Origin of the sequence: Pseudomonas extremorientalis, from assembly GCF_001870465.1 — a bacterium.
Classification (GTDB): Bacteria; Pseudomonadota; Gammaproteobacteria; order Pseudomonadales; family Pseudomonadaceae; genus Aquipseudomonas; species Aquipseudomonas extremorientalis.
The window spans coordinates 32,787-53,149 of sequence record NZ_MDGK01000024.1; the positions used below are offsets into that span (position 1 = coordinate 32,787).

Sequence of the window (20,363 nt, forward strand, 5' to 3'; positions counted from 1 at the left end):
GCTCGTCAGTGAGCGAGGCCCATTTTCCAGACATATGCCGACGATAAAATCAGGCTTGTTCCCGTTCTATGTAGGAGTTCTCCCAAACCTGCCGAGCGGCTGTCCGCTTCGGTCAAGCCTGCTTGCAGTACTGACTCAGGCCATGATGCAAACCATCGATAGCCACGCTCAATGCCGCCACCGCCACCGCCACCGCATCGCCGTCGCGCCTTTCGCACGCGTCCTCCAAAGCCTCGCAACAGGCGATCAGCGCCTGGGCCTTGACCATGCGCGCACCGCCTTTGACACGATGAGCCAGGTCATACAACTTGGCGAAATCGGCCCGGTCCTGCAGGGTCGACAGCATTCGGAGGTCCTCTGCAAGGCTAGTGAGCAAGGGTGCCAGCAAGTCGTTGAGCACAGCCGTGTCGCCACCTGTCAGCATCGCCAGCGAGCCCAAATCAAATTGCGCTTGGGCTTCATCCGTTGCAGCGCTGGCCGTGCGCGATGCCAAGGCCGCACGTAGATCGTCAAGTCCCGTCGGCTTGAACAGGCAACCGTCCATGCCGGCCTGTCGGCAGCGCTCGACTTCCTCAGGCTGGGCGTTGGCGGTAAATCCCAGTACCAGGCAAGGTACCAGGCCACGTTGCCGTTCCTGGGCACGAATATTACGCGCCAACGTGTAGCCGTCCATGACGGGCATATTGCTGTCAGTGATCACCCCGTCAAAATACCCGCCTTGCCAAAGTGCAAAGCCTTCGGCGCCATCCTCGGCCGTAACGATGTGATGCCCCAGGAAGGTCAACTGTCGAGCCAGCAGCAAGCGGTTGGCCGGATAGTCATCGACCACCAGAAGTTTCAATGCCTGCGTGACAGGAGCACAGGGGACAGATGAGCAAACCGGTGCTGCCGTGGTCAACGCCAGTGCCAGTGTCACATCCACCCGCGTCCCCTTCCCCAGCACGCTGCTCAGGTGCAGCTGGCCGCCCATCATCTCGCACAGGTTACGGCTGATCACCAACCCCAGGCCCGAACCGCTACGTGCCGATTGCTCGTTATTGCTGCCCTGGATGAAGGGGTTGAACAAACGCAGCTGATCTTCGGCACTGATGCCGATCCCCGTATCTTCCACGCAAAGCCGCAGATTCAAATGCTCCCCGGCCAACACCGATGCGGCTTGGGCACCCAAGCGTATGTGACCGGAAGAGGTGAATTTGATGGCATTGCCTAACAGGTTCGACACCACTTGCTTGAAACGCAACGGATCGACCAGTACCGGCCGGTCGATCATCGGGTCCAGCTCGACATGCAACAACAGGCCCTTGTCCCGCGCCAGCCCTTCGAACACCCGCGCCACAGAGGCCAACAGCTCGTGCAGGTTGGCCGGCTCCAGGGTCAGGGACAGGTGGCCGGTTTCTATTCGCGCAATGTCCAGGATATCGCCGATCAGCTCCAGCAAGCTGTGCGAAGCCACCGACGCCACTTCCAGCGCATCTCGGTCCACATACCCCTGCTCAGCGTTTTGCTGGGCGAGTTCAATCATGCCGATCACCGCGTTCATCGGCGTTCGGATCTCATGACTCATCGTCGCCAGGAACGTGGTCTTGGCACGGTTGGCGGCGTCCGCTTCTTCCTTGGCTTCCCGAAGTTCGCCCAACAGGCGTTGACGTTCGCTCACATCCACCCAACCGGCAATCATGCCCACCACGTTACCGTTGCTATCACGGTACGGCAGCATCCACTGGTAAATCGTCAGCACACCGCCACCGGGCACCTTCAGCACCCGGTCGTGAATCTGCGGCTCACCGCGCGCCATCAAGTCCAGGTAGTCGGCATGGAACGACTGGGCCTGGGGCGGGTTGCCCGTATCGGTCTCCACAACGGTCTTGCCGATCACGTCCTCCAGCTTGAAGCCGAACACGTCAAGGTACGCGTTGTTGCACGCCATCAAGCGCCCCTGGCGGTCGCGCACGTAAATCGGGTGAGGCGTGCCGTCGATCAGCACGCTCATAAACCGCATCTGGTCGCTCAAGGCGCGTTCGGCCTGGGCACGCTTGCGAATCAGGTTACGCAGGTAGAACACCCAACCCAGGGTGATCAGCAACAACAATGCGGCCAGGCCAAACCCTTGGATGATTACATTGCGATGACTGACCCAGTAGCTGTCTTCAATGATGATTTCACTGCGCCAATGATTAGTCAGTCCGTCCATTTCTTCAGGCGAAATGCTCAACAGCGCTTTCTCGAGGATCGAATACAATTCCAACTGGCTGCGGTTGACGCCGAAGGCAATCCGCGCCGGTTCCGTACCGACCGTGCTGGTGATACGCAGACGATCGCGATAGCTGCGCGTGATCATGTAGCGTGCGCTGATCAACGAAATGACTGTCGCGTCGGCATTGCCCTTGGCCACCCATTCCATAGCCTGCTCAGGGTTTTCGACGTCGACAAACACGATCCCCGGATAGTCCTGCGCGATTTGCGCAGCGAGGCTGTTGCCACCGATGACCGCCAGGCGTTTCCCCGGCATGTCCTCCAGGGTCAGCAGACGTTGGTCGTCGGCGCGCGCCACAAGCACATAGGGATTGGACAGGTAAGGCCGGGTAAAGCGAACCTTTTCGGAACGCTCGATACTGGGCGTGATCACCGCCAGCATGTCCATTTGGCCGGCGCTGACCTCGTCGACTTGCCGAGGCAGCGAACTGCCCTGCACCACCTCGAACTTCAAGCCCGTGCGCAAGCTGATACGCGACAAGACCTCATCACTCAACCCCGCGAACTGCCCTTGCTCATTGAAAAATGACAGCGGCACGAACTTATCCAGTACTGCCACTCTCACCCGGGGATGCTTCTCCAGCCAACGCTGCTCGCTGTCACTCAAGCGCAATCGGTCAGCCTCCAGGAACCCACTGCCGCCGGCACTCCAGCGACGCAGGATTTCCATCTGCTGGCTGGCCGGGATAACTGCCAGCGCGGCATTGATGATCGTCAACAGACGCTGGTTGTCGGCAGTAAACGCGAACCCGAACGGGTTGACCTCCAGCGCGGAGAAGTCTGCCATGCGCACGTTATTAAGGTGGTTCTTGTTGATCAGATAGCGGGCGCTGATGGCATCGCCCAGGTAGACATCCGCCTGGCCGAAAGCCACGGCACCGATGGCCTGATGAGTCGAACCGTACAACAACAGTTGCGCCTGGGGGTAAAAGGCCTGGACAGCTTCGGGTTGCATATAGTGGTAGAGCATCGCCACGCGCTTGCCGGCCAGGTCGGCGCTCAAGGAATGGCTTTCACCCGTGCGGGTCACCAGCACCGGTTGATCATTGGCGTAGGAACGCGACAGTACCAACGCCTTGTCGGCCGCCTCATAACCATTGGCCGACCCCACCAGATCCACCTCGCCCAGCTTGAGCGCCTCGATCACTTCATCACGGGTGTCGTAGCGCCGAACCTCGATAGGTACATTCAAGATCAGGCTGATCAGCCACGTGTAGTCAGCCGTGATGCCTTCAAAATCGTTGTCGTTGCTCAGGTCGAACGGTGCGTAGTCGGGTGCCGACACGCCCATCACCAACGTGCGGCGCTCGCGCAACCACTGCCAGTCGCTGTCATCCAGCGCTACTGTTGGGTGCTCCAGGGTGGAATGGCCGAGCAGTCGAAGGGCATGCGGTTCGTCCAGGGCCATCGCTGCACAGGGCAACAGCCCCATCAGCAGGATGGCCGTGAATGTCACCAGCCGGGAGATGGTCATTTCAGATCAGATGATTGCGCTGGGCAAACTTGGACAGGTGCACCACCGAGGACATGCGCAGCTTCTCTTTGAGGCGGGTCTTGTAGGTGCTGATGGTCTTGTGGCTCAAGAGCATATCCTCGGCGATTGACTTGTTGTCCAGGCCCAGCGCCAGTTTTTGCAGTACCGTCAATTCGCGGTCGGACAGCGCCTCCACCAACTCCTGTTCGGTGGTCTGCAAATCGTCGCGGCGCACGGAACTGGTGGCCGTGCTCGGGAAGCAACTGTAACCGGCCCTGATGGCCCTGATCGCCTTTTGCAACTCGTCCAGTTCACCGGTCTTGGCAACAAAGCCCATGGCCCCGGCGCGCATGCAGCGAGTTGAGAAAAATACCGCCAGGTAGGACGTGAGCACCAGGATCTTGCAGGGCAGTCCCAGCGCCTTTATCCGGCTGATCACCTCCAGCCCGCCAAGCTTTGGCATTGCCAGATCGAGGATAACCAGATCCGGGCGCTCCTCCCGAGCAATCTGCATGGCGTCGGCGCCGTTGCCCGCTTCAAAGATGGTATCGAAGCCCTCCTGCTTCAACAGGTACTTCACGGTGGCGCGGATAAAAGGGTGATCGTCCACAATTAAAGCTTTGCTCATAAGACTCCCCGAGGGATCAGTACGCTTACATATCACACGGGACCTATCTACCTGTGAAAAGTAACAGTTCCGACAAACGGTACTGATTACTCTGCATGACACTTCAGGCAGTACAGACCCCTCCTTTTGATAGAACACGCTAAACACGTAGAGCTGCGCCCTGCCTCCTGGGAAGACGCAAGCGCGCAACCTTAACAACGGCGTGTCCGCTCAAATGAAGGGATAGTCTCCAATACTTGTAGGACTTTTCCTTGTCATAGCATAGCCAGCTTTGCGCGGGGCAAGGCCCGACAGGCGGGGACTACTCGGTGGTACTGGGGCTCCAGAACGCTTGCACCACCAGGGTCGACATCGAAATTCGCGCCACCAGGGCGTCCAGCTCATCACCGTCTACCGAGGTCACGGCCAGGGTGGCTTCGATTTCCACTTCTTCCGTGCCAAAAGGCCGCACGTCCACATCGCTGGCTGGGTAGTTACAGCGCGCCAGCTCGGCCTCCAGCAAAGCCAGAACGGCCTTTTGCTGGGTACGCCGGGCAATCACGTACAAGATGTTGGTGACTTCCGCCGACACCACGTCCAGTGGCTGACGGTTGATGTTATTGACGATGGGACGCAGCAAGGTGTTGGCCGCCAGCACAAACAGCGTGCCCAGCAGCGCTTCGAGGACCAGGTCGGCGCCCGCGCAAGCGCCCACCGCCGCCGACGCCCAGAGGGTGGCCGCCGTGTTGAGCCCGCGCACATTGCCTTCTTCGCGCATGATCACGCCGGCACCTAGAAAGCCGATGCCCGACACCACATAGGCCACCACCCGCACCGCGCCTTCCGCGCCGCCGAGCCGGCTGGCCATGTCGACAAAAATCGCCGCGCCCACCGCCACCAGCACGTTGGTGCGCAGGCCCGCCGTGCGCTGGCGGTACTGACGCTCAAAACCGATCAGGCCACCCAGGATGAAGGCTGCGGTGAGGCTGACCAGGGTGTCGACCAGGGATTGGAGGTTGATGTTGTTGATTGCTTGCATAGGAAATCTTCCCTGTTCATTGCCAGCCAAACTTACGGATGTAGTACCCCTTCACCGCCTGGGTCAGGGCCATGTATGCCAGCAGGATCACCGGCAGGAACACGAAGTACAGCGACGGCAGCGCCTGCAATTTGAAGTAGTGCGCCAGTGGCCCCATCGGCAGGAAAATCCCCACCGCCATGATCACGCCAGTCATCGCCATCAACGGCATCGCCGCACGGCTTTGCAGGAACGGAATCTTCGGGGTGCGAATCATGTGCACGATCAGCGTCTGGGTCAGCAACCCCACCACGAACCAGCCGGACTGGAACAGGGTCTGGTGGTCGGGGGTATTGGCGTCAAAGACGTACCACATGAGTGCGAACGTGGTGATGTCAAAAATTGAACTGATCGGCCCGAAAAACAGCATGAAACGGCCGACATCTCCTGGCTGCCAGCGCTGGGGTTTACTCAGCATCTCGTCGTCGACGTTATCGAACGGGATCGCAATCTGCGAAATGTCATACAGCAGGTTTTGCACCAGCAGATGCATTGGCAGCATCGGCAGGAACGGAATGAACGCACTGGCCACCAGCACCGAGAACACATTGCCGAAGTTGGAGCTGGCGGTCATCTTGATGTACTTGAGCATGTTGGCGAAGGTGCGCCGGCCTTCCAGCACGCCCTCCTCCAGGATCATCAGGCTCTTTTCCAACAGGATGATGTCGGCCGCTTCCTTGGCGATGTCTACCGCACTGTCCACCGAAATACCGATGTCGGCAGTACGCAGCGCCGGCGCATCATTGATGCCATCCCCCATGAACCCCACCACATGCCCATTGGCCTTGAGCAGGCGCACGATGCGCTCTTTATGGGAGGGCGTCAGCTTGGCGAACACGTTGGTGGTTTCCACGGCCTTGGCCAATTCGGCGTCGGTCATTTCCTCGATGTCGTTGCCCATCAGCAGGCCCTGTTGCTCCAGGCCCACTTCGCGGCAGATCTTGGCGGTGACCAGTTCGTTGTCACCGGTCAGCACTTTCACGGCGACGCCGTGGGCTTTCAGCGCCTTGAGCGCGGGCGCGGTGCTTTCCTTCGGTGGGTCGAGGAAGGCAACGTAGCCGATCAGCGTGAGGTTTTTCTCATCCGCCAGGCTGTAGGTATCACGTCCCGGTGCCATCGGCTGTGCGGCCACGGCGACCACGCGCAGGCCTTCTTCGTTGAACGCTGCCGTTACCTGACGAATGCGCGCCAGCAACTCTTCAGTCAGCGCCTCATTGGTCTCACCATGGCGCACGTTGTTGCACACCGAGAGGATTTCCTCCACGGCGCCCTTGCAGATCAGCAGGTGCGGTTGACCCTGTTCGGCGACCACCACCGACATGCGGCGGCGGTTGAAGTCGAACGGGATCTCATCAATTTTCTGGAACGCGGTGCCGACCTTCAACTCGCGATGCACCTCCACGTGCTCCAGCACCGCTACATCCAACAGGTTTTTCAGGCCGGTCTGGTAGTAGCTGTTGAGGTAGGCCATTTCCAGCACGTCATCGGACTCTTCGCCCCACACGTCCACATGGCGCGCCAGGAAGATCTTGTCCTGGGTCAGGGTGCCGGTCTTGTCGGTGCACAGCACGTCCATGGCGCCGAAGTTCTGGATCGCGTCCAGGCGCTTGACGATGACTTTTTTGCGCGACAGGAACACCGCGCCTTTGGCCAGGGTGGAGGTCACGATCATCGGCAGCATTTCCGGGGTCAGGCCCACGGCAATCGACAGCGCAAACAACAGCGCTTCGGTCCAGTCACCCTTGGTGAAGCCGTTGATGAACAGCACCAGCGGCGCCATCACGAACATGAAGCGGATCAGCAACCAGCTGACCTTGTTGACGCCGTGCTGGAACGAGGTGGTTGCACGGTCGGTGGCGGTTACACGTTGGGCCAGCGCCCCGAAATAGGTGCTGTTGCCGGTGGTCAGGATCACTGCCGTCGCCGCGCCGGACACCACGTTGGTGCCCATGAACAGGATGTTCTCCAGGTCCAGCGGGTTGCGGGTCTTGGCGTCCTGCTGCTGGGCGAACTTTTCCACCGGCATCGATTCGCCGGTCATCGCCGCCTGGCTGACGAACAGGTCCTTGGCACTGAGCACGCGGCAATCGGCAGGGATCATGTCACCGGCGGAGAGCACGATCAGGTCGCCCGGCACCAATTGCTTGATCGGCAGTTCGATGCGCTTGGCTTCATCGCGGCGCAACACGGTGGCGGTGTTGCTCACCATCGCCTTGAGGGCATCGGCAGCCTTGTTGGACTTGGCCTCCTGCCAGAAACGCAGCAGCGTCGACAGCACCACCATGGAGAAAATCACCGTGGCGGCCTTCATGTCTTCAGTCAGCCACGAGATCACCGCCAGCAACGTCAGCAGCAGGTTGAACGGGTTCTTGTAGCAGTGCCACAGGTGCACCCACCAAGGCAGCGGCTGCTCATGCTCGACTTCGTTGAGGCCGTATTGCACGCGCAGGGCGTCGGCTTCCTGGGTATTCAACCCCTCGGCGTGACTGCCCAGGGTACCGAGCAATTGCACGGCACTGCTGTTGGCCGAGACCACCAGGGTTTGCGCCAGGGTCGGCGGCACTTCGCGGCTGACGCTGGCGTCGGTCACGGTTTCGAGCATCGCCAGGCGGCGGAAATGCCGGGCGATGTGCCGGGTCCGCAGGAAGCCGGCAAAGAACTCTTTGAGCAGAGTGAGGTTCATGGTGTTACTCCTGCGCGAGGAAAAAACCGTCGTGCAGGTACTGCCTTGTGCGCCGCGCCCTTTTTACAGGCACAGCCACTTTGGCCCGCCTGCCGCAAAGGACAGGCGCGTCCGTAGCATCCCGAGGTGAACCGGGTGCTGGTCAGCGTCGATGAGAGGGATTCGGGCAGGTGCCAGGACTGGCCGCTGCCGGGATGCCGCTTCTCGCTTTTAGTGGCGAGACAACGGCATCGGAAAAATGCGCGTTACCTTGCCAAGCCTGTGCCGGTTACTGAAACCGGCCGACTACTGTCACTCGAACAAGTACCCACTGAGGGTCTCCGCTATTGATGAAAACGCGCGAAGCTTACGCCCCGATGATGGGAGAGTAAACCGTAGGAAAGTTTCCGTATGGTGAATAAGAAGATTCTTCAGGGAGGGTTCAGGAAGTGTTTATCCAGGAGGTCTCAATCATCCCGCGTCAGTACTTCCAGCAACTCAATCTCAAAACGCAGGTTGCTGTTGGGCTTGATATGCTTGCCCATCGATCGCTCGCCATAGGCCAGATGCGCCGGAACGAACAAGGTCCGTACACCGCCGACCTGCATGCCCATCAAGCCCTGGTCCCAGCCCTTGATCACACGCCCGGTGCCGATCACACACTGGAACGGCTTGCCGCGTTCCCAGGACGAATCGAACACCGTGCCATCTTCCAGGGTGCCGGTGTATTGGGTGGTGATCAGCGCGCCCTTGACCACGGCTTTGCCGGTGCCGGGTCGCAGGTCGGTGATTTGGAGTTCTTCGGGGCTCATGGGGAATCCGTTGGATAGATAGTGTTCGCTTGAGTTGGTTTACGCTGAAAGCTCGCGCAATGCGGCAGTCGCAAAGAACCCTGACCGCGATGCATAGCGATGGTGCTTCTGCACACGCTCATCAATGCGTTGCAACAGGTGTTCCGGCAAAGAGGCATTAAACCGCACTGACTTGAAAATACTGCAATCTCCGACTTGGGATGAGGGACGGTTACTCTCCCCCGCTTCATAGGGTGTTTGAACTGGTGATGACTCCCCTTCACCGCCACCCAACCATCTGCAACCAACAGGTCAATCACCTCTCGACTTCTCATTGCCCACCTTTAGGTGTGCATATTACACACCGCTAAATGGCAATGCGTTTTTTGTACACACATGACACACCAATGAAAAAAGCCCGCTACCCCTCAAGCAAGCTTGCGTGCCGTGATGATGACGATGTGCGAAACCTTTGCGCCAGAGAACTAATGTCAGTTTTTGTGCCTTGATCTTATGGCGCCATACGGAATATTGGAGAGATGACACACCTCAAGTCAGTGACATTTCCCTTTATCTCGCAGAACGTTTCCGAAAGAATCCCAACCGCGTGCGCCGCTCAAATCACGTGGCTAGTCTTCGTCGGTCACTGCCCATTCTCGTTCACTGGAGTGCATGCAGCCTCGCTCGTAATACACTGTCGTTAAGGGTGAAGCATGCTCTCCCACTCTAAATCTTTTGCACCGCCCCTACAAAAAAATACGAACTTCCCTCATCAAAACCCAACTGCAGCCTATTTCTGGCCAGCAGCGCTCACATCCATCCTTTCAGAGTCCGTTAACTCTGAACAGGAAATATCAGAATGACCATCGGTTCCACCTTTAATTACCCCGCAGATACAGCCCAACACGCTCATCGAAAAAAGCGCTCCAGCAAGAGCAAATGGGCGGCCAGCTTTCCAAACCCACCAGACTTATGTTTTGACTACCGCACCTTGGTGGAACAATTCAATGGCATTGCCCAAGCCACTGAGCCACATCATAAAATTTGCATCATTGGCGCTGGCATTACTGGACTGACAACTGCACGTGAACTTTACCGATGTGGTTTCACAAACATAACGTTAATTGAAAAGTCACAACGTATAGGCGGCAGGCACCTTACGGCCCTTGGAAATAACAATACCGATACCGTTGGAAGACCACCTTTCGAAATGGGCGCAATGAGAATGCCGTTCTTCAATAAATCAAACGAACTGCCTAAAGATGGGCGTTCACTCATGGCCTATTACGCCAACGAGTTCGAATTGCGCCATACAGACTTTCCCAACCCAGGCAGCCCTGCAGTGCGGTCGACGGGTATATTTCTACGTGAAGGGAGCATAGATGACAGCACCGAACCCACAATGCTTATCTGGAAAAACACTGATGGCAAAACACCGCCTCCCGGTCAAACACTGGGTAGTGTTTTCGCAAAATGGAAAACCTTCGCCGAGCGAATGACGCTGATTGTCTCCGAGCATTACGGTTGTGAAGGCTGGGAGCACATGTGGAATTCAATCGTCAAAAAATATGAAAGTGTTTCCTTCCGCGAATTGGTAAAAATGCCAAGCCTTGATGGCTGGCACCACAGCGACCCTGGAAACTTCGGTGGCTTGGGTATGACCGCACAGGAATCCGCTGTTTTCTACGCCATCGGCATTGGTGACGGCAGTTGGGGGGCATTCTATGACGTATGCTCGCTTTACCCACTTCGCACGGCGATATTTGGATTCAGCAGTCATCTGCAATTAATTCACGGGCGCGTAAACGTGGACGGTAAACCGATAGCATCGCCTTACTTGAATCATCCAGAGACCTTGGATTCAAGAGGCCTTGCATTCAACAAACCCACCTACATCGGCCTTGGTTCACTGGCCGAATCACTCCTTTTCATCAAATCCCAAGAAACACATGAGTCTCTATACGAGCACCTCATAAAAAGTCATTCAGGTTTCATGACCAGCAGTGCAGTGACAAAGCTCAAGAAACTAAAGAACGGAAAAATACGGGTCTATTTCGACTGGAACATCACACAAAAAGAACAGGCAAAGAAAGAGTTCATCGATTACGACTCTGTGGTAATGACACTGCCTTCGTGGCTGATCGAAACACACATATCAATTGAAAACTTCAGCCAGGAAATGCTTCCATTTGAAGTCATAGAAGCCTATAAGTCAGCGCACTGGGAAACCAGCTGCAAGGTGTACGCACCTCTCAAAAAGTCGTTTCTCTCTCAAAATAAAAAAATCCCTCAAGCCATCGTCACAGATAGCTTGATTCATGACGTATACACTTACCGCTACAACGCTACCAATACCTACGATTGCATCCTTCTCAGCTACACATGGGAAGACGACGCTACCAAGCTATCGATATTTACTGACAAAGAACTGGTTGACCGGTGCATCGAAGACCTCGACAGAATTCTTTTGAAATCTGCCAATATAAAGGAAAAAATATCACCGTATATCGGACGCGATAACGCGGTGGTTCAACGGTGGATGAATGATAAAAACTCCCTTGGCTGTGCAAAACTTTATCGTGCAGGTACTTATTACGACGCCATGAAGCTACTGAAATACAATCGAGATTTTTCTCACACCTCAGGTTTGTATCTCTGCGGTGAATCTTTCTCCGTAGATGCGGGCTGGACGGAACCTTGCTTCAGGGGAGCAATTGATACCGTGATAAACATTTGCAGTAAAACCCAAGCCGATTTCAATGGTGACTTTACGATGCATGACTACCCACTCTACAAAGCTGAACCGTAAAAGAAAGAGACTACAACGCAACGGGAATCACCTGACTTTTAATTAAACATTTGTTCGCCTCTTATAAACGCCCAACCGACTCCCGGTTGCATAACAATAAGAGGTCACCGCCATGAGCGAACCAGCAAGCCCCGCCCGCGTAGCCGTCATCCAACTGGACCCTCAGGTTGGCATGAACAACCGAATCAACAACCTGCGTCAAAGTCTTGCACTGGCGACCGAGGCGGCAAACGGTGGAGCGAATCTGATCGTACTGCCCGAACTTACCAATTGCGGGTATTTCTTCAGCAGCCGCCAGGACGCCTTTGATCATGCAGAGCTGATACCAGGCGGCGAAAGTGTGCGGGCGTGGGCAGATTTTGCCTGCAAGCACCAGGTGTACCTGGTGGCGGGCCTGTGCGAAATAGACGGTATGCAGTTATTCAATACGGCTGTGCTGCTGGGTCCCGATGGGTTCATCGGCAAATACCGCAAGGCACATCTATGGAACCTGGAAAAGCTCTGGTTCACGCCTGGTGATAGCGGATTTCCAGTATTTGAAACGCCGATAGGCCGCATTGGCTTGCTGATTTGCTGGGATATCTGGTTCCCGGAGGTGCCACGTATTCTCAGCCAGCAGGGCGCCGATATCATTTGCAGCCTGAACAACTGGGTGTGGACGCCTCCGCCCCTGTTCGATGAGGCAGGCAAATGCATGGCGTCGTACCTGACGATGACCGCCGCCCACGTCAATAACGTGTTTATCGCTGCCGCCAGCCGCATTGGCGAAGAGCGGGAAGCGCGCTACCTCGGATGCTCGTTGATTGCCGGAACCAACGGCTGGCCTATAGGCCCGGTAGCTTCAGCCAATCGCCAGGAAATCCTGTTCGCCGACATTGATATCACCAGCGCCCGCAGTGCTCCGATCTGGAACAGCCTTAATGACCTGCAGCGTGATCGACGCAATGATCTCTACGATCAAATGCTTGGCTACTCCCGCCACCCTGCCCTTCCACGCTGATCGGAGGGCTCTGTATGAAAACACTCAGTACAGAAACGAGGCCCCGCCGGTCCATGGCCGATATAACCGTCCTGATGTTGGGATTAGCCAGCGTGCTATTGATGCTGTGGGTTGCACTTAGCAACCAGTGGTCCTGGCCGGGCTATACCGAGATGATCACAAGCCTGCCCCATCCCGTTGCCTGGCTGCGGTGGATAGTCGGGGATATCAGTGAAGTAGCCTTCTACAAGCACGAACTGGCATCGCTCGGTTTGTTGGGCGGCGCCTACCTTGCATGGTGGGCGAGCAAGCACGGTAAAGCCTGGCAAGGGTTTTCTATTTCCTACGGAACAGGGCTATGGCCTTGGTTGGTGACAAGTTCACTGCTGGGGCTGATGTTGAGCAATCTTCTGTGGGGTTGGAGCGTCACCGCACAAACGTGGCAACCCACGTTTGCGGCATTCGTCTCGTTACCGGCAGCCATGGTGCTGATGTTCGGCGGCGGCTGGAAAGTTGCCGTAAACGGTGCGGTATTGGGCGCATTGCTGGTGACCCCCCTTTGTCTGCTGATCGTGAACTTCGTATGCGTTCCACTGGGTCTTCCAGTGGTGATCGGCAACGTGGTGGGCATGGCACTCGGCAGCGTCATTGCGTTTGTACTTTGTCGCCGAGTGCCGTCGTTGGTGAGTTCTGATTACATAGCCCTCGCCAAACCGGCCCCCGCCCCGCCCCCCACTTATGGTATTGCCTGGAGTCTGCGTCGGGTGCTCGCAGATTTTTCCGAAGCGCCTTTTTTCGGGAACGAACTTGCCAGTCTCGGGTTGCTGGCAGGTGTACTGGTAGCCTATGCGCTGAACCCGATCAGCCCGGCGTATGGATCAGGCCTGGTGTTGCCCCTGATAGCGGCCCAGGCGCTGACATCGGCACTGGGTGTCGCGATCTGGCGAAAACAGTGGAAGAAACGCGGATGGTATCCGACCTACGTTCCACTGGTCTCAGTGGTCCCGGCGGCTGTATTGACCCACGGTGGCAGTTGGACCGTCATCGGTTCAAGTGCACTGCTCGGGGCTTTGATCGCGCCGCCACTGGCCTGTGCAATTGCAGGTCGCTTGCCCACACACTTTCACCCGTACATTGGCAATGTCACCTCAATGGCGTTGAGTACGCTGATGATAGTGCCTTTGGTGGGTTGGTTGATTCAGATGTAGCCCATCCCCACGCTGTGCTCTTCACAATACCCTCCCAATAGGGCGGTCACTGCAACTGTGGCGAGCGGTCTTGCCCCGCGTTGGGCTGCGAAGCGGCCCCAAAACCAGCGGCCGAGGAGTGCCTGATTCACCGCATTCCTTCCTCCAGGGTCGCTTCGCGACCCAACGCGGGGCAAGCCCGCTCGCCACAGGGTACTTACCGCCTGTGACCTTAAGACCTTGAAAGGGCTGCCCCTTAAAACCAATGCCAGAACCGACTCCAGAACCCCCGCCCCAAGTCATCCTTGCACCGCGCATATTGCGCCGCATACATCTGCGACCGCGCCTGTACCTTGCTGGCTACCGGTGGCAGCCAGGCCTTGGCGGCGTAGGTGCGCTGGCGATAGCCGCCCCAGCCTTCGTGGTAGTTCAGGTACTGGCCGTAGGCGTCGTATTTGTAGACGCCGTTGATGGTGTAGGTCTTGTCCATGTACCAGCCGACGAAGTCGATGGCGTCGTCGAAGTCCTGGCGGCTGGCGCCGCTGCGGCCGGTGCTCTTGCGGTAATCGTTCCACACCTCGTCCTTGGCCTGGGCGTAGCCGGCGGCGGTGGAGACGCGGCCCCAGGGAATGATCCACAGCAGGTATTTACGCGGGGCCAAGGCGTCCTGATGGAAGCCGGACTCCTGATACAGGATCGCGAACGGCACCTGGATCGGTACGCCCCAGCGTTTTTGCGTGACTTTGGCAGCGTCGTACCAGTCGTCTTTTTCGCGGAAGATGCCGCACAGATCATTTGGCGTACGTGGCGGCGAGGTGCCGCACGCCGTCAGCAGTGAGGTGAGTAACAACAGTCCGACGGCTTTGCCTGCGCTCAAAATGCACCTGTGCCTGATACGTATGAAACGGGCATTTTACGCAGGTCTGCGCCTGGTGCATCTGCACTATCCTGAGGCCCAGGTGTCGTAATTCCATGCGCCCACTCTCAGGAAGACCTATGACCCAGGATGTGCTTGCCAAGGAAACCAACCGCCGCCAGTTGCAGCAGATCATCTCCGGCCTGTCCGACGGGGTGATTCTGGCCGAGGTCGACCAGACCATCCTGTGGGCCAACGAGGCCGCGCTGACCATGCATGGCGTGGGTGACGTGATGGGGCTGGGCGCCAACGGGCAGCAATACGCCGAGCGCTTTGCGCTGCGCTACCGCAACAACCACCCGGTGCAGGCAGACAACTACCCGCTGGCCCGGGCCGCGGCGGGCGATGAGTTCAGCGACGTGGTGGTGGAAGTCACGCCCACCGCCGACGAAGAAAAAACCTGGGTGCACCGCCTGCGCAGCCTGGTGATCACCGACTCCCACGGTGAACCGGAACTGCTGGTGCTGATCCTCAGCGACGCCACCGAGTGGGCCAGCGCCGAGCAGCGCTTCGAAAAAACCTTCAATGCCAACCCGGCGCCGGCGGTGATCTGTCGCCTCAGCGACCTGCGCTATATCAAGGTCAACCAGGGCTTCCTGGAGATGACCGGCTACAACCGCGACCAGGTCATCGGCAAATCGGTGTATGAACTGGATGTACTGGAACAGGCCGAACGCAAGGACCTGGCCATCCAGCGCCTGGGCGAAGGCGCGACCATCCCGCAGATGCAGGCGGAGCTACGGCTGCCCGGAGGCGGCAGCAAGCTGGTAATCGTTGCTGGCCAGCCATTGGACATGAACGAAGAGGACTGCATGCTGTTTTCCTTCATGGACCTGGAGCCACGGCGCAAAGCGGAAATTGCCCTGCGTCAGAGTGAGGAGCGCTTCGCCAAATCCTTCCGCCTGACCCCGGTGCCGACCCTGGTGTGCAGCGCCGGTAACCGCCAGGTGGTGGATATCAACGAAGCTTTCATGAGCATCACCGGCTACATCAGTGAAGAGCTGATCGGCAAATCGATCGAGGACATCGACTTTATCGACAGCCCCCAGGCTGCCGCACAGTTGTTCGCCAGCCTGGAAAAAGCCGGCAACCTCGACGGCCAGGACCTCAAGGTGCGCAAGAAAGGCAACGAGGTGATCGACTGCGTGGTCTCCGCCGACACCGTGATCATCCAGGACGTGCCCTGCTACCTGATGGTGATGATGAACATCACCGAACGCAAACGCTCGGAGCTGGAGCTGGTAGCGGCCATCGAGGAAGTGATGCAGGATGCCTCGTGGTTCAGCCAGACGCTGATCGAAAAACTGGCCAACGCCAAGAGCGTCAACAGCGCCAGCCAAACGAACGTGGCCTTTACCGACCTTACCGCCCGCGAGCGCGATGTACTGGGCCTGATCTGTGAGGGGCTGGCCGACAAGGAGATCGCCTCGCGCCTGAAACTGGCGCCCAACACCGTGCGTAATCATGTGGCCACGGTGTACTCCAAACTGGGGGTGCACAGCCGCAGCGCTGCCATCGTCTGGGCCCGTGAACGCGGGCTGTTCGCCGGGGAATTGCGGGTCAAAAACAAGCCGTGACAGTGCAAATGCACTAGTGCACCTAGTGCGAATTCGCCTTATTGCGGCGACGGCTAGTCAATAACCTTCAAGGTATCAAACTGAATGCCTGAAGGAACCCGCATGTTTACCCTCTCTCAACTGCGAAACTGCATCGAAGAAGGCCTGTCGCCGCTGACGTGCGAGTTCACCCTGTGCCGGGATGCGTCCCTGACCCTCAAGGTCTATGACGCCGAAACCGGCCGGGTCGACCTGGTCGTCACCGGGATCAGCACCAACCGCCTGCAGACCCCGCAAGAAGTGGAAAAGATGGTGGAAGAGCTGCGTTACGAACTGCAGAGCAACACCATGGGCAAGCTCACGCTGGATGACTTGCCTTCAACGACGCCCCAATAAAGTAGAACACCCCGCCCCCGACGATAAACGCTCCCAGCATCCAGAACATGTAATGGGCCGGCAGGCTGGCCAGCACCAGCCCGCACAACACCGGCCCCAGCGCGGCGCCCAGGTTGGACAGGTTCTGTGCCCCGTAGTACATGCCGCGCAAGTGGTGCGGGGCTATCCGGTCGATGAACATGTATTCGGCCGGGAACACAATGATCTCCCCCACGGTGAACACCGCCATCGCCAGCACCCACCACAGTACGCTGGTGGACAGCGCAAACCCGACGATCCCCAGCATGAACATGCCCAGGCCCGCGACCAGCCACTGGCCGAGGTAACGGTGCGATATCCGCCGCCCAATCAGGTATTGCAGGGCAATCACCAACACCGCGTTGGTGGTCAGCACGGCGCTGACCACGGTGTAGGTGTATTCGGCCGTGGTGGTGGTCACCAGGTATTGCGACAGCCACGCGGTGAACTGGCCGAACACCACGGCACTGAGTACACCGCCGAGGGTGAAGCACACGAGACGATGATCCCTTAAAAGTACTCGCCCGACGGCAAGGAATGGCACCGGTTTTTGCGTGGCATCAACGGTGGCCAGGGTACGGTCGCCCCAGCGCCAATACAGAAGGAAAAACCCTACCCCCAACAACGCCGAAAGGATAAACGGCACGCTGATATCCAGCTTGGCCATCACCGCCCCGAAAGCGGGCCCAACCGCATAACCGATGTTGGTCAGGGTGTACTTGATGGAAAACACTTCGCTGCGGGCGTCTTCGGGCAACAGGCTGGCAAAACCGGCCTTGACCGCAATATCGATCACCGCATAAGCCAGGTTGATCAGGATCAGGCAGCTGTAGAACGCCCAGATGTTCTGGGCCAGAACAGTACCGACAAAGCCCAGCACAAACAGCACGCTGAAGGTCAGCAGCAACCGATAACTGTTGATACGGTCGACCAGGAAACCGCCATACACACTGAGCAGCGAGCCGACGATCAGCGAACTGCCGATCACCAGGCCAACCTGGGTGATGTCGAGGGAAAAATGGTGGGTGAGGTAGATCACCAGGTAGGGAAAAGTGATTGCCTTGGCCAGCGTGAGCAGCAATGTGGCGGACAGCAACAGGTTAACAGTGCGGGGGTAGTTTCTTATTGTCGCAAGCATCCTGCTCTCTTTCCTTGAAGGTAACACGGCCGTTTCCGCCGGTTACCTTAACTCAGGAACAGGGCACAAATGCAAGGTCATTTCTTGACAGGGGTGATCTCGAGAATGGTGCCGTTGGTGGTTTTGAGCAGCACGAACTTATCACCTACCCGCGCCCACTGGCTGTCCTCTTCAGGCTGTTTGAGACCGCGCTTTTTCCAGTCGCTGACGGCCGACTCCTTGCGCATCAGGATATCCGGGGCACGGTCACCTTCTTTCAAGTCACGGGTATTGATACTCGAAGGTTGTACGGTTTCCTGCGGGGTATCACCGGCCTGCACGATAAAGCTGGCGGTGGACAGGCTGGTGGCGACCAGCAGGCAGGCAGCGAGGGATCTGGATTTCATGGGAGTTCCTTCAATGAAAAGGTGTGTACCGAAGTTCGGACCGCTGCCACGCGCGATCATTCAATTGTGCCAACCTTCGCGCGTCGCTGCAGCAGCCGTTCCAGCCCGAACGGGTGCGCGCAAAAGCCCATGCCATTGCCCTTGTGAAATAAATCCTGTAATTTTTCATGAAATTTATCGAAATAAATTTCATGAACAAACAAGAAGAACTTGCCACCCTCGCGGCACTGATCCACGACCTGCGCAAGCACAAGAAGCTTACCCTCGCCCAGCTCGCACAGAAAATCGAGCGTTCGGTGGGCTTCCTGTCCCAGGTCGAGCGTGGCCTGTCGCGCCCGACCGTGGCGGACTTGACCGCCATCAGCCATGCCCTCGGCGTACCTACTACTTACTTCTACAGCCAGCCCAAACCCAAGGCCGTGGACTGGATCACCCGCCCCAACGAGCGGCGCACGGTGTATTACGCCAACGGCATCACCGACATCCTCGTCTCGCCGAGCATGAACGGCGCCTTCTCGATGCTCGACAGCCTGCTGGCCCCCGGTGCCAACAGCGGTGAACAGACCATGAGCGACCGCGCCGAACAGGCCGGGTTTGTGCTGGAGGGCGAGTTGACGTTGTGGGTGGACGGTGAAGCCGGCTCAGTCACCCTCGGCCCCGGCGACAGCTTCCACCTGGCCAGTTTTGCCCATTGCCGCTACGCCAACCTGACCGACCTGCCCGCCCGCGTGTTGTGGGTTTACAACTAGGAGCAACACCCGTGAAAAGCCATGCCTCCACGTTACTGGCCGAAGTACGGACTTTTCGCCAGAACCATCCGGACGTGCGTTATGTCGACCTGATCGCCCTGGACATTCCCGGGCACTTCTACGGCAAGCGCTACCCCATCGAGATGCTGGAAAAAGTCGCCGCCGGCAGCCCGCTGAAGCTGCCACAGAACGCCGTGTTGCTGGGGGTTCAGGGCGGGTTGTTCAAGATTGGCGACTACTGCTTCAACGACGGCGACCCGGATGCCAACCGTCGCCTGGTGCCGGGCACCCTCAAGCCGGTGAGTTGGGAATCGCAGCCGCTGGGACAGATGCTGATCACCTCGGACGGCACCGAGGCGCCCATCGAGTTCGAACCCCGCGAAGTGCTGGCCAAGGTGCTGGAACGCCTGCAACACAAGGGCATTCACCCGGTGGTGGCGTTCGAACTGGAGTTCTACCTGTTCGACAAAAAACTCGACAATGGCCTGCCGCAATTTGCCCGCGACCCGTTGAGCGATGACGCCGACGACCAGCCCAACCTGCACATCGAACGGCTGTCGCGCTTCAGCGAAGTACTGGATGACATGGCGCAAACCGCCAAGGACCAGGGCATCGATATCACCGTGATCACCGCCGAGATCGGCCCCGGCCAATTCGAAATCAACTTCGGCCACCTCGACGATGGGATGCGTGCTGCCGACTGGGCCGCCCTGTTCTGCCGCAGCACCCGTGGCGTGGCGTTGAAACACGGTTACCGCGCCAGCTTCATGGCCAAGCCCTACCTGCAATATCCCGGCAGCGGCATGCATGTGCATGTGAGCCTGTATGACGGTGCGGGTAACAATTTGCTGGCGGCGCACCAGCAGCAACCCTTGCGCCATGCCGTCGCCGGATGCCTGGAGTTGCTGCCGCACTGCATGCCGATCTTCTCGCCCAACCACAATGCCTTCCGCCGCCTGGGCGGTACGGTCAACGCCGCCACCCGCGCCAGCTGGGGCTTTGAAGACCGCGACGCGTGCGTGCGCATCCCCGAGTCCGACCCGCGCAACCTGCGTATCGAACATCGACTGGCCAGTGCCGATGCCAACCCATACCTGGTGCTGGCGGCGATCCTGGTTGGCCTGGAACACGGTCTTGAGGCCAGGCGCGAACCCATCGCCCCGCTGAATGAAGACCGCAGCAGCGGCAGCGACTTCCCCCTGGAAATGCTCGACGCCGTGCGTGCCATGCAGCATCACGCGGTATTGCGCGATAAGCTGGGCGCCGAATTTGTCGAGGTGTACTGCGAAAACAAGCGTCAGGACCACTTGGCCTTCCAGCAAGAGATCCATGCGCGGGAATATCGCTGGTTTCTCTAATAGCAC

The 20,363-nt window shown here is 58.1% G+C and carries 15 protein-coding genes and 2 pseudogenes; 7 read left to right on the plus strand and 10 right to left on the minus strand.

Translation table 11 applies throughout. From position 1 onward, the window contains the following. Positions 1-112: 112 nt before the first annotated feature. The 7 genes and pseudogenes from BFN10_RS10595 to BFN10_RS28740 form a co-directional block, all read right to left on the minus strand. Positions 113-3,727 (minus strand): transporter substrate-binding domain-containing protein, encoded by a 3,615-nt coding sequence (locus BFN10_RS10595; protein WP_071489641.1) that lies wholly within the window; start codon positions 3,725-3,727, stop codon positions 113-115. A 1-nt stretch (position 3,728) separates the two neighbouring features. Next, on the minus strand, positions 3,729-4,355 hold the full coding sequence (locus tag BFN10_RS10600) for a response regulator transcription factor (protein ID WP_071489642.1): 627 nt from the start codon (positions 4,353-4,355) through the stop codon (positions 3,729-3,731). Between the two features lie 301 nt (positions 4,356-4,656). Then, a complete protein-coding gene (locus BFN10_RS10605; RefSeq protein WP_071489643.1) occupies positions 4,657-5,373 on the minus strand; it encodes an MgtC/SapB family protein in 717 nt (238 codons plus the stop codon). 16 nt (positions 5,374-5,389) lie between these two features. Further along, the gene (mgtA, locus tag BFN10_RS10610) at positions 5,390-8,095 is read right to left on the minus strand and encodes a magnesium-translocating P-type ATPase (RefSeq protein WP_071489644.1); all 2,706 of its coding nucleotides are present in this window, start codon (positions 8,093-8,095) and stop codon (positions 5,390-5,392) included. 446 nt (positions 8,096-8,541) lie between these two features. After that, positions 8,542-8,886 carry an FKBP-type peptidyl-prolyl cis-trans isomerase gene (locus tag BFN10_RS10615; protein ID WP_071489645.1) on the minus strand — a complete coding sequence of 115 codons (345 nt, stop codon included), beginning with the start codon at positions 8,884-8,886 and terminating at the stop codon, positions 8,542-8,544. A gap of 39 nt (positions 8,887-8,925) precedes the next feature. After that, a pseudogene (locus BFN10_RS28735) lies at positions 8,926-9,060 on the minus strand (type II toxin-antitoxin system HicB family antitoxin); the annotation flags it as partial. An 11-nt stretch (positions 9,061-9,071) separates the two neighbouring features. Further along, a pseudogene (locus tag BFN10_RS28740) lies at positions 9,072-9,200 on the minus strand (type II toxin-antitoxin system HicA family toxin); the annotation flags it as partial. A 524-nt stretch (positions 9,201-9,724) separates the two neighbouring features. Between BFN10_RS28740 and BFN10_RS10620 the strand changes: the two are divergent. The 3 genes from BFN10_RS10620 to BFN10_RS10630 all read left to right on the plus strand — a co-directional run bounded on the left by BFN10_RS10620 (position 9,725) and on the right by BFN10_RS10630 (position 13,861). Then, the gene (locus BFN10_RS10620; protein ID WP_071489646.1) at positions 9,725-11,674 is read left to right on the plus strand and encodes a flavin monoamine oxidase family protein; all 1,950 of its coding nucleotides are present in this window, start codon (positions 9,725-9,727) and stop codon (positions 11,672-11,674) included. Between the two features lie 112 nt (positions 11,675-11,786). Further along, positions 11,787-12,674: a nitrilase family protein gene (locus tag BFN10_RS10625; protein WP_071489647.1), complete on the plus strand. Its 888-nt coding sequence runs from the start codon at positions 11,787-11,789 to the stop codon at positions 12,672-12,674. A gap of 14 nt (positions 12,675-12,688) precedes the next feature. Continuing rightward, positions 12,689-13,861 carry a hypothetical protein gene (locus tag BFN10_RS10630; protein ID WP_165447924.1) on the plus strand — a complete coding sequence of 391 codons (1,173 nt, stop codon included), beginning with the start codon at positions 12,689-12,691 and terminating at the stop codon, positions 13,859-13,861. Between the two features lie 235 nt (positions 13,862-14,096). On the opposite strand, the gene BFN10_RS10635 is transcribed toward BFN10_RS10630, so the two are convergent. Continuing rightward, positions 14,097-14,717: a transglycosylase SLT domain-containing protein gene (locus tag BFN10_RS10635; RefSeq protein ID WP_071489648.1), complete on the minus strand. Its 621-nt coding sequence runs from the start codon at positions 14,715-14,717 to the stop codon at positions 14,097-14,099. Positions 14,718-14,836: 119 nt separating this feature from the next. On the opposite strand from BFN10_RS10635, the gene BFN10_RS10640 reads away from it, so the two are divergent. Together BFN10_RS10640 and BFN10_RS10645 are read left to right on the plus strand one after the other, a co-directional pair. Beyond that, entirely contained in the window at positions 14,837-16,333 is a 1,497-nt protein-coding gene (locus tag BFN10_RS10640) for a PAS domain S-box protein (RefSeq protein WP_071489649.1), read from the plus strand. Positions 16,334-16,435: 102 nt separating this feature from the next. Further along, positions 16,436-16,708: a DUF1652 domain-containing protein gene (locus tag BFN10_RS10645; protein WP_071489650.1), complete on the plus strand. Its 273-nt coding sequence runs from the start codon at positions 16,436-16,438 to the stop codon at positions 16,706-16,708. Here BFN10_RS10645 and BFN10_RS10650 read toward each other — a convergent pair. Continuing rightward, positions 16,671-17,864 carry an MFS transporter gene (locus BFN10_RS10650; RefSeq protein ID WP_071489651.1) on the minus strand — a complete coding sequence of 398 codons (1,194 nt, stop codon included), beginning with the start codon at positions 17,862-17,864 and terminating at the stop codon, positions 16,671-16,673. The genes BFN10_RS10645 and BFN10_RS10650 overlap by 38 nt on opposite strands. A 77-nt stretch (positions 17,865-17,941) precedes the next feature. After that, positions 17,942-18,250, minus strand: coding sequence for an RcnB family protein (locus BFN10_RS10655; protein WP_071489652.1), 309 nt, complete (start codon positions 18,248-18,250; stop codon positions 17,942-17,944). Between the two features lie 191 nt (positions 18,251-18,441). Here BFN10_RS10655 and BFN10_RS10660 point away from each other — a divergent pair, with 191 nt between their 5' ends. Both BFN10_RS10660 and BFN10_RS10665 read left to right on the plus strand, forming a co-directional pair. Further along, entirely contained in the window at positions 18,442-18,999 is a 558-nt protein-coding gene (locus tag BFN10_RS10660) for a helix-turn-helix domain-containing protein (protein WP_071489653.1), read from the plus strand. 11 nt (positions 19,000-19,010) lie between these two features. Further along, the gene (locus BFN10_RS10665) at positions 19,011-20,357 is read left to right on the plus strand and encodes a glutamine synthetase family protein (RefSeq protein ID WP_071489654.1); all 1,347 of its coding nucleotides are present in this window, start codon (positions 19,011-19,013) and stop codon (positions 20,355-20,357) included. The last annotated feature ends 6 nt before the right edge of the window (positions 20,358-20,363 follow it).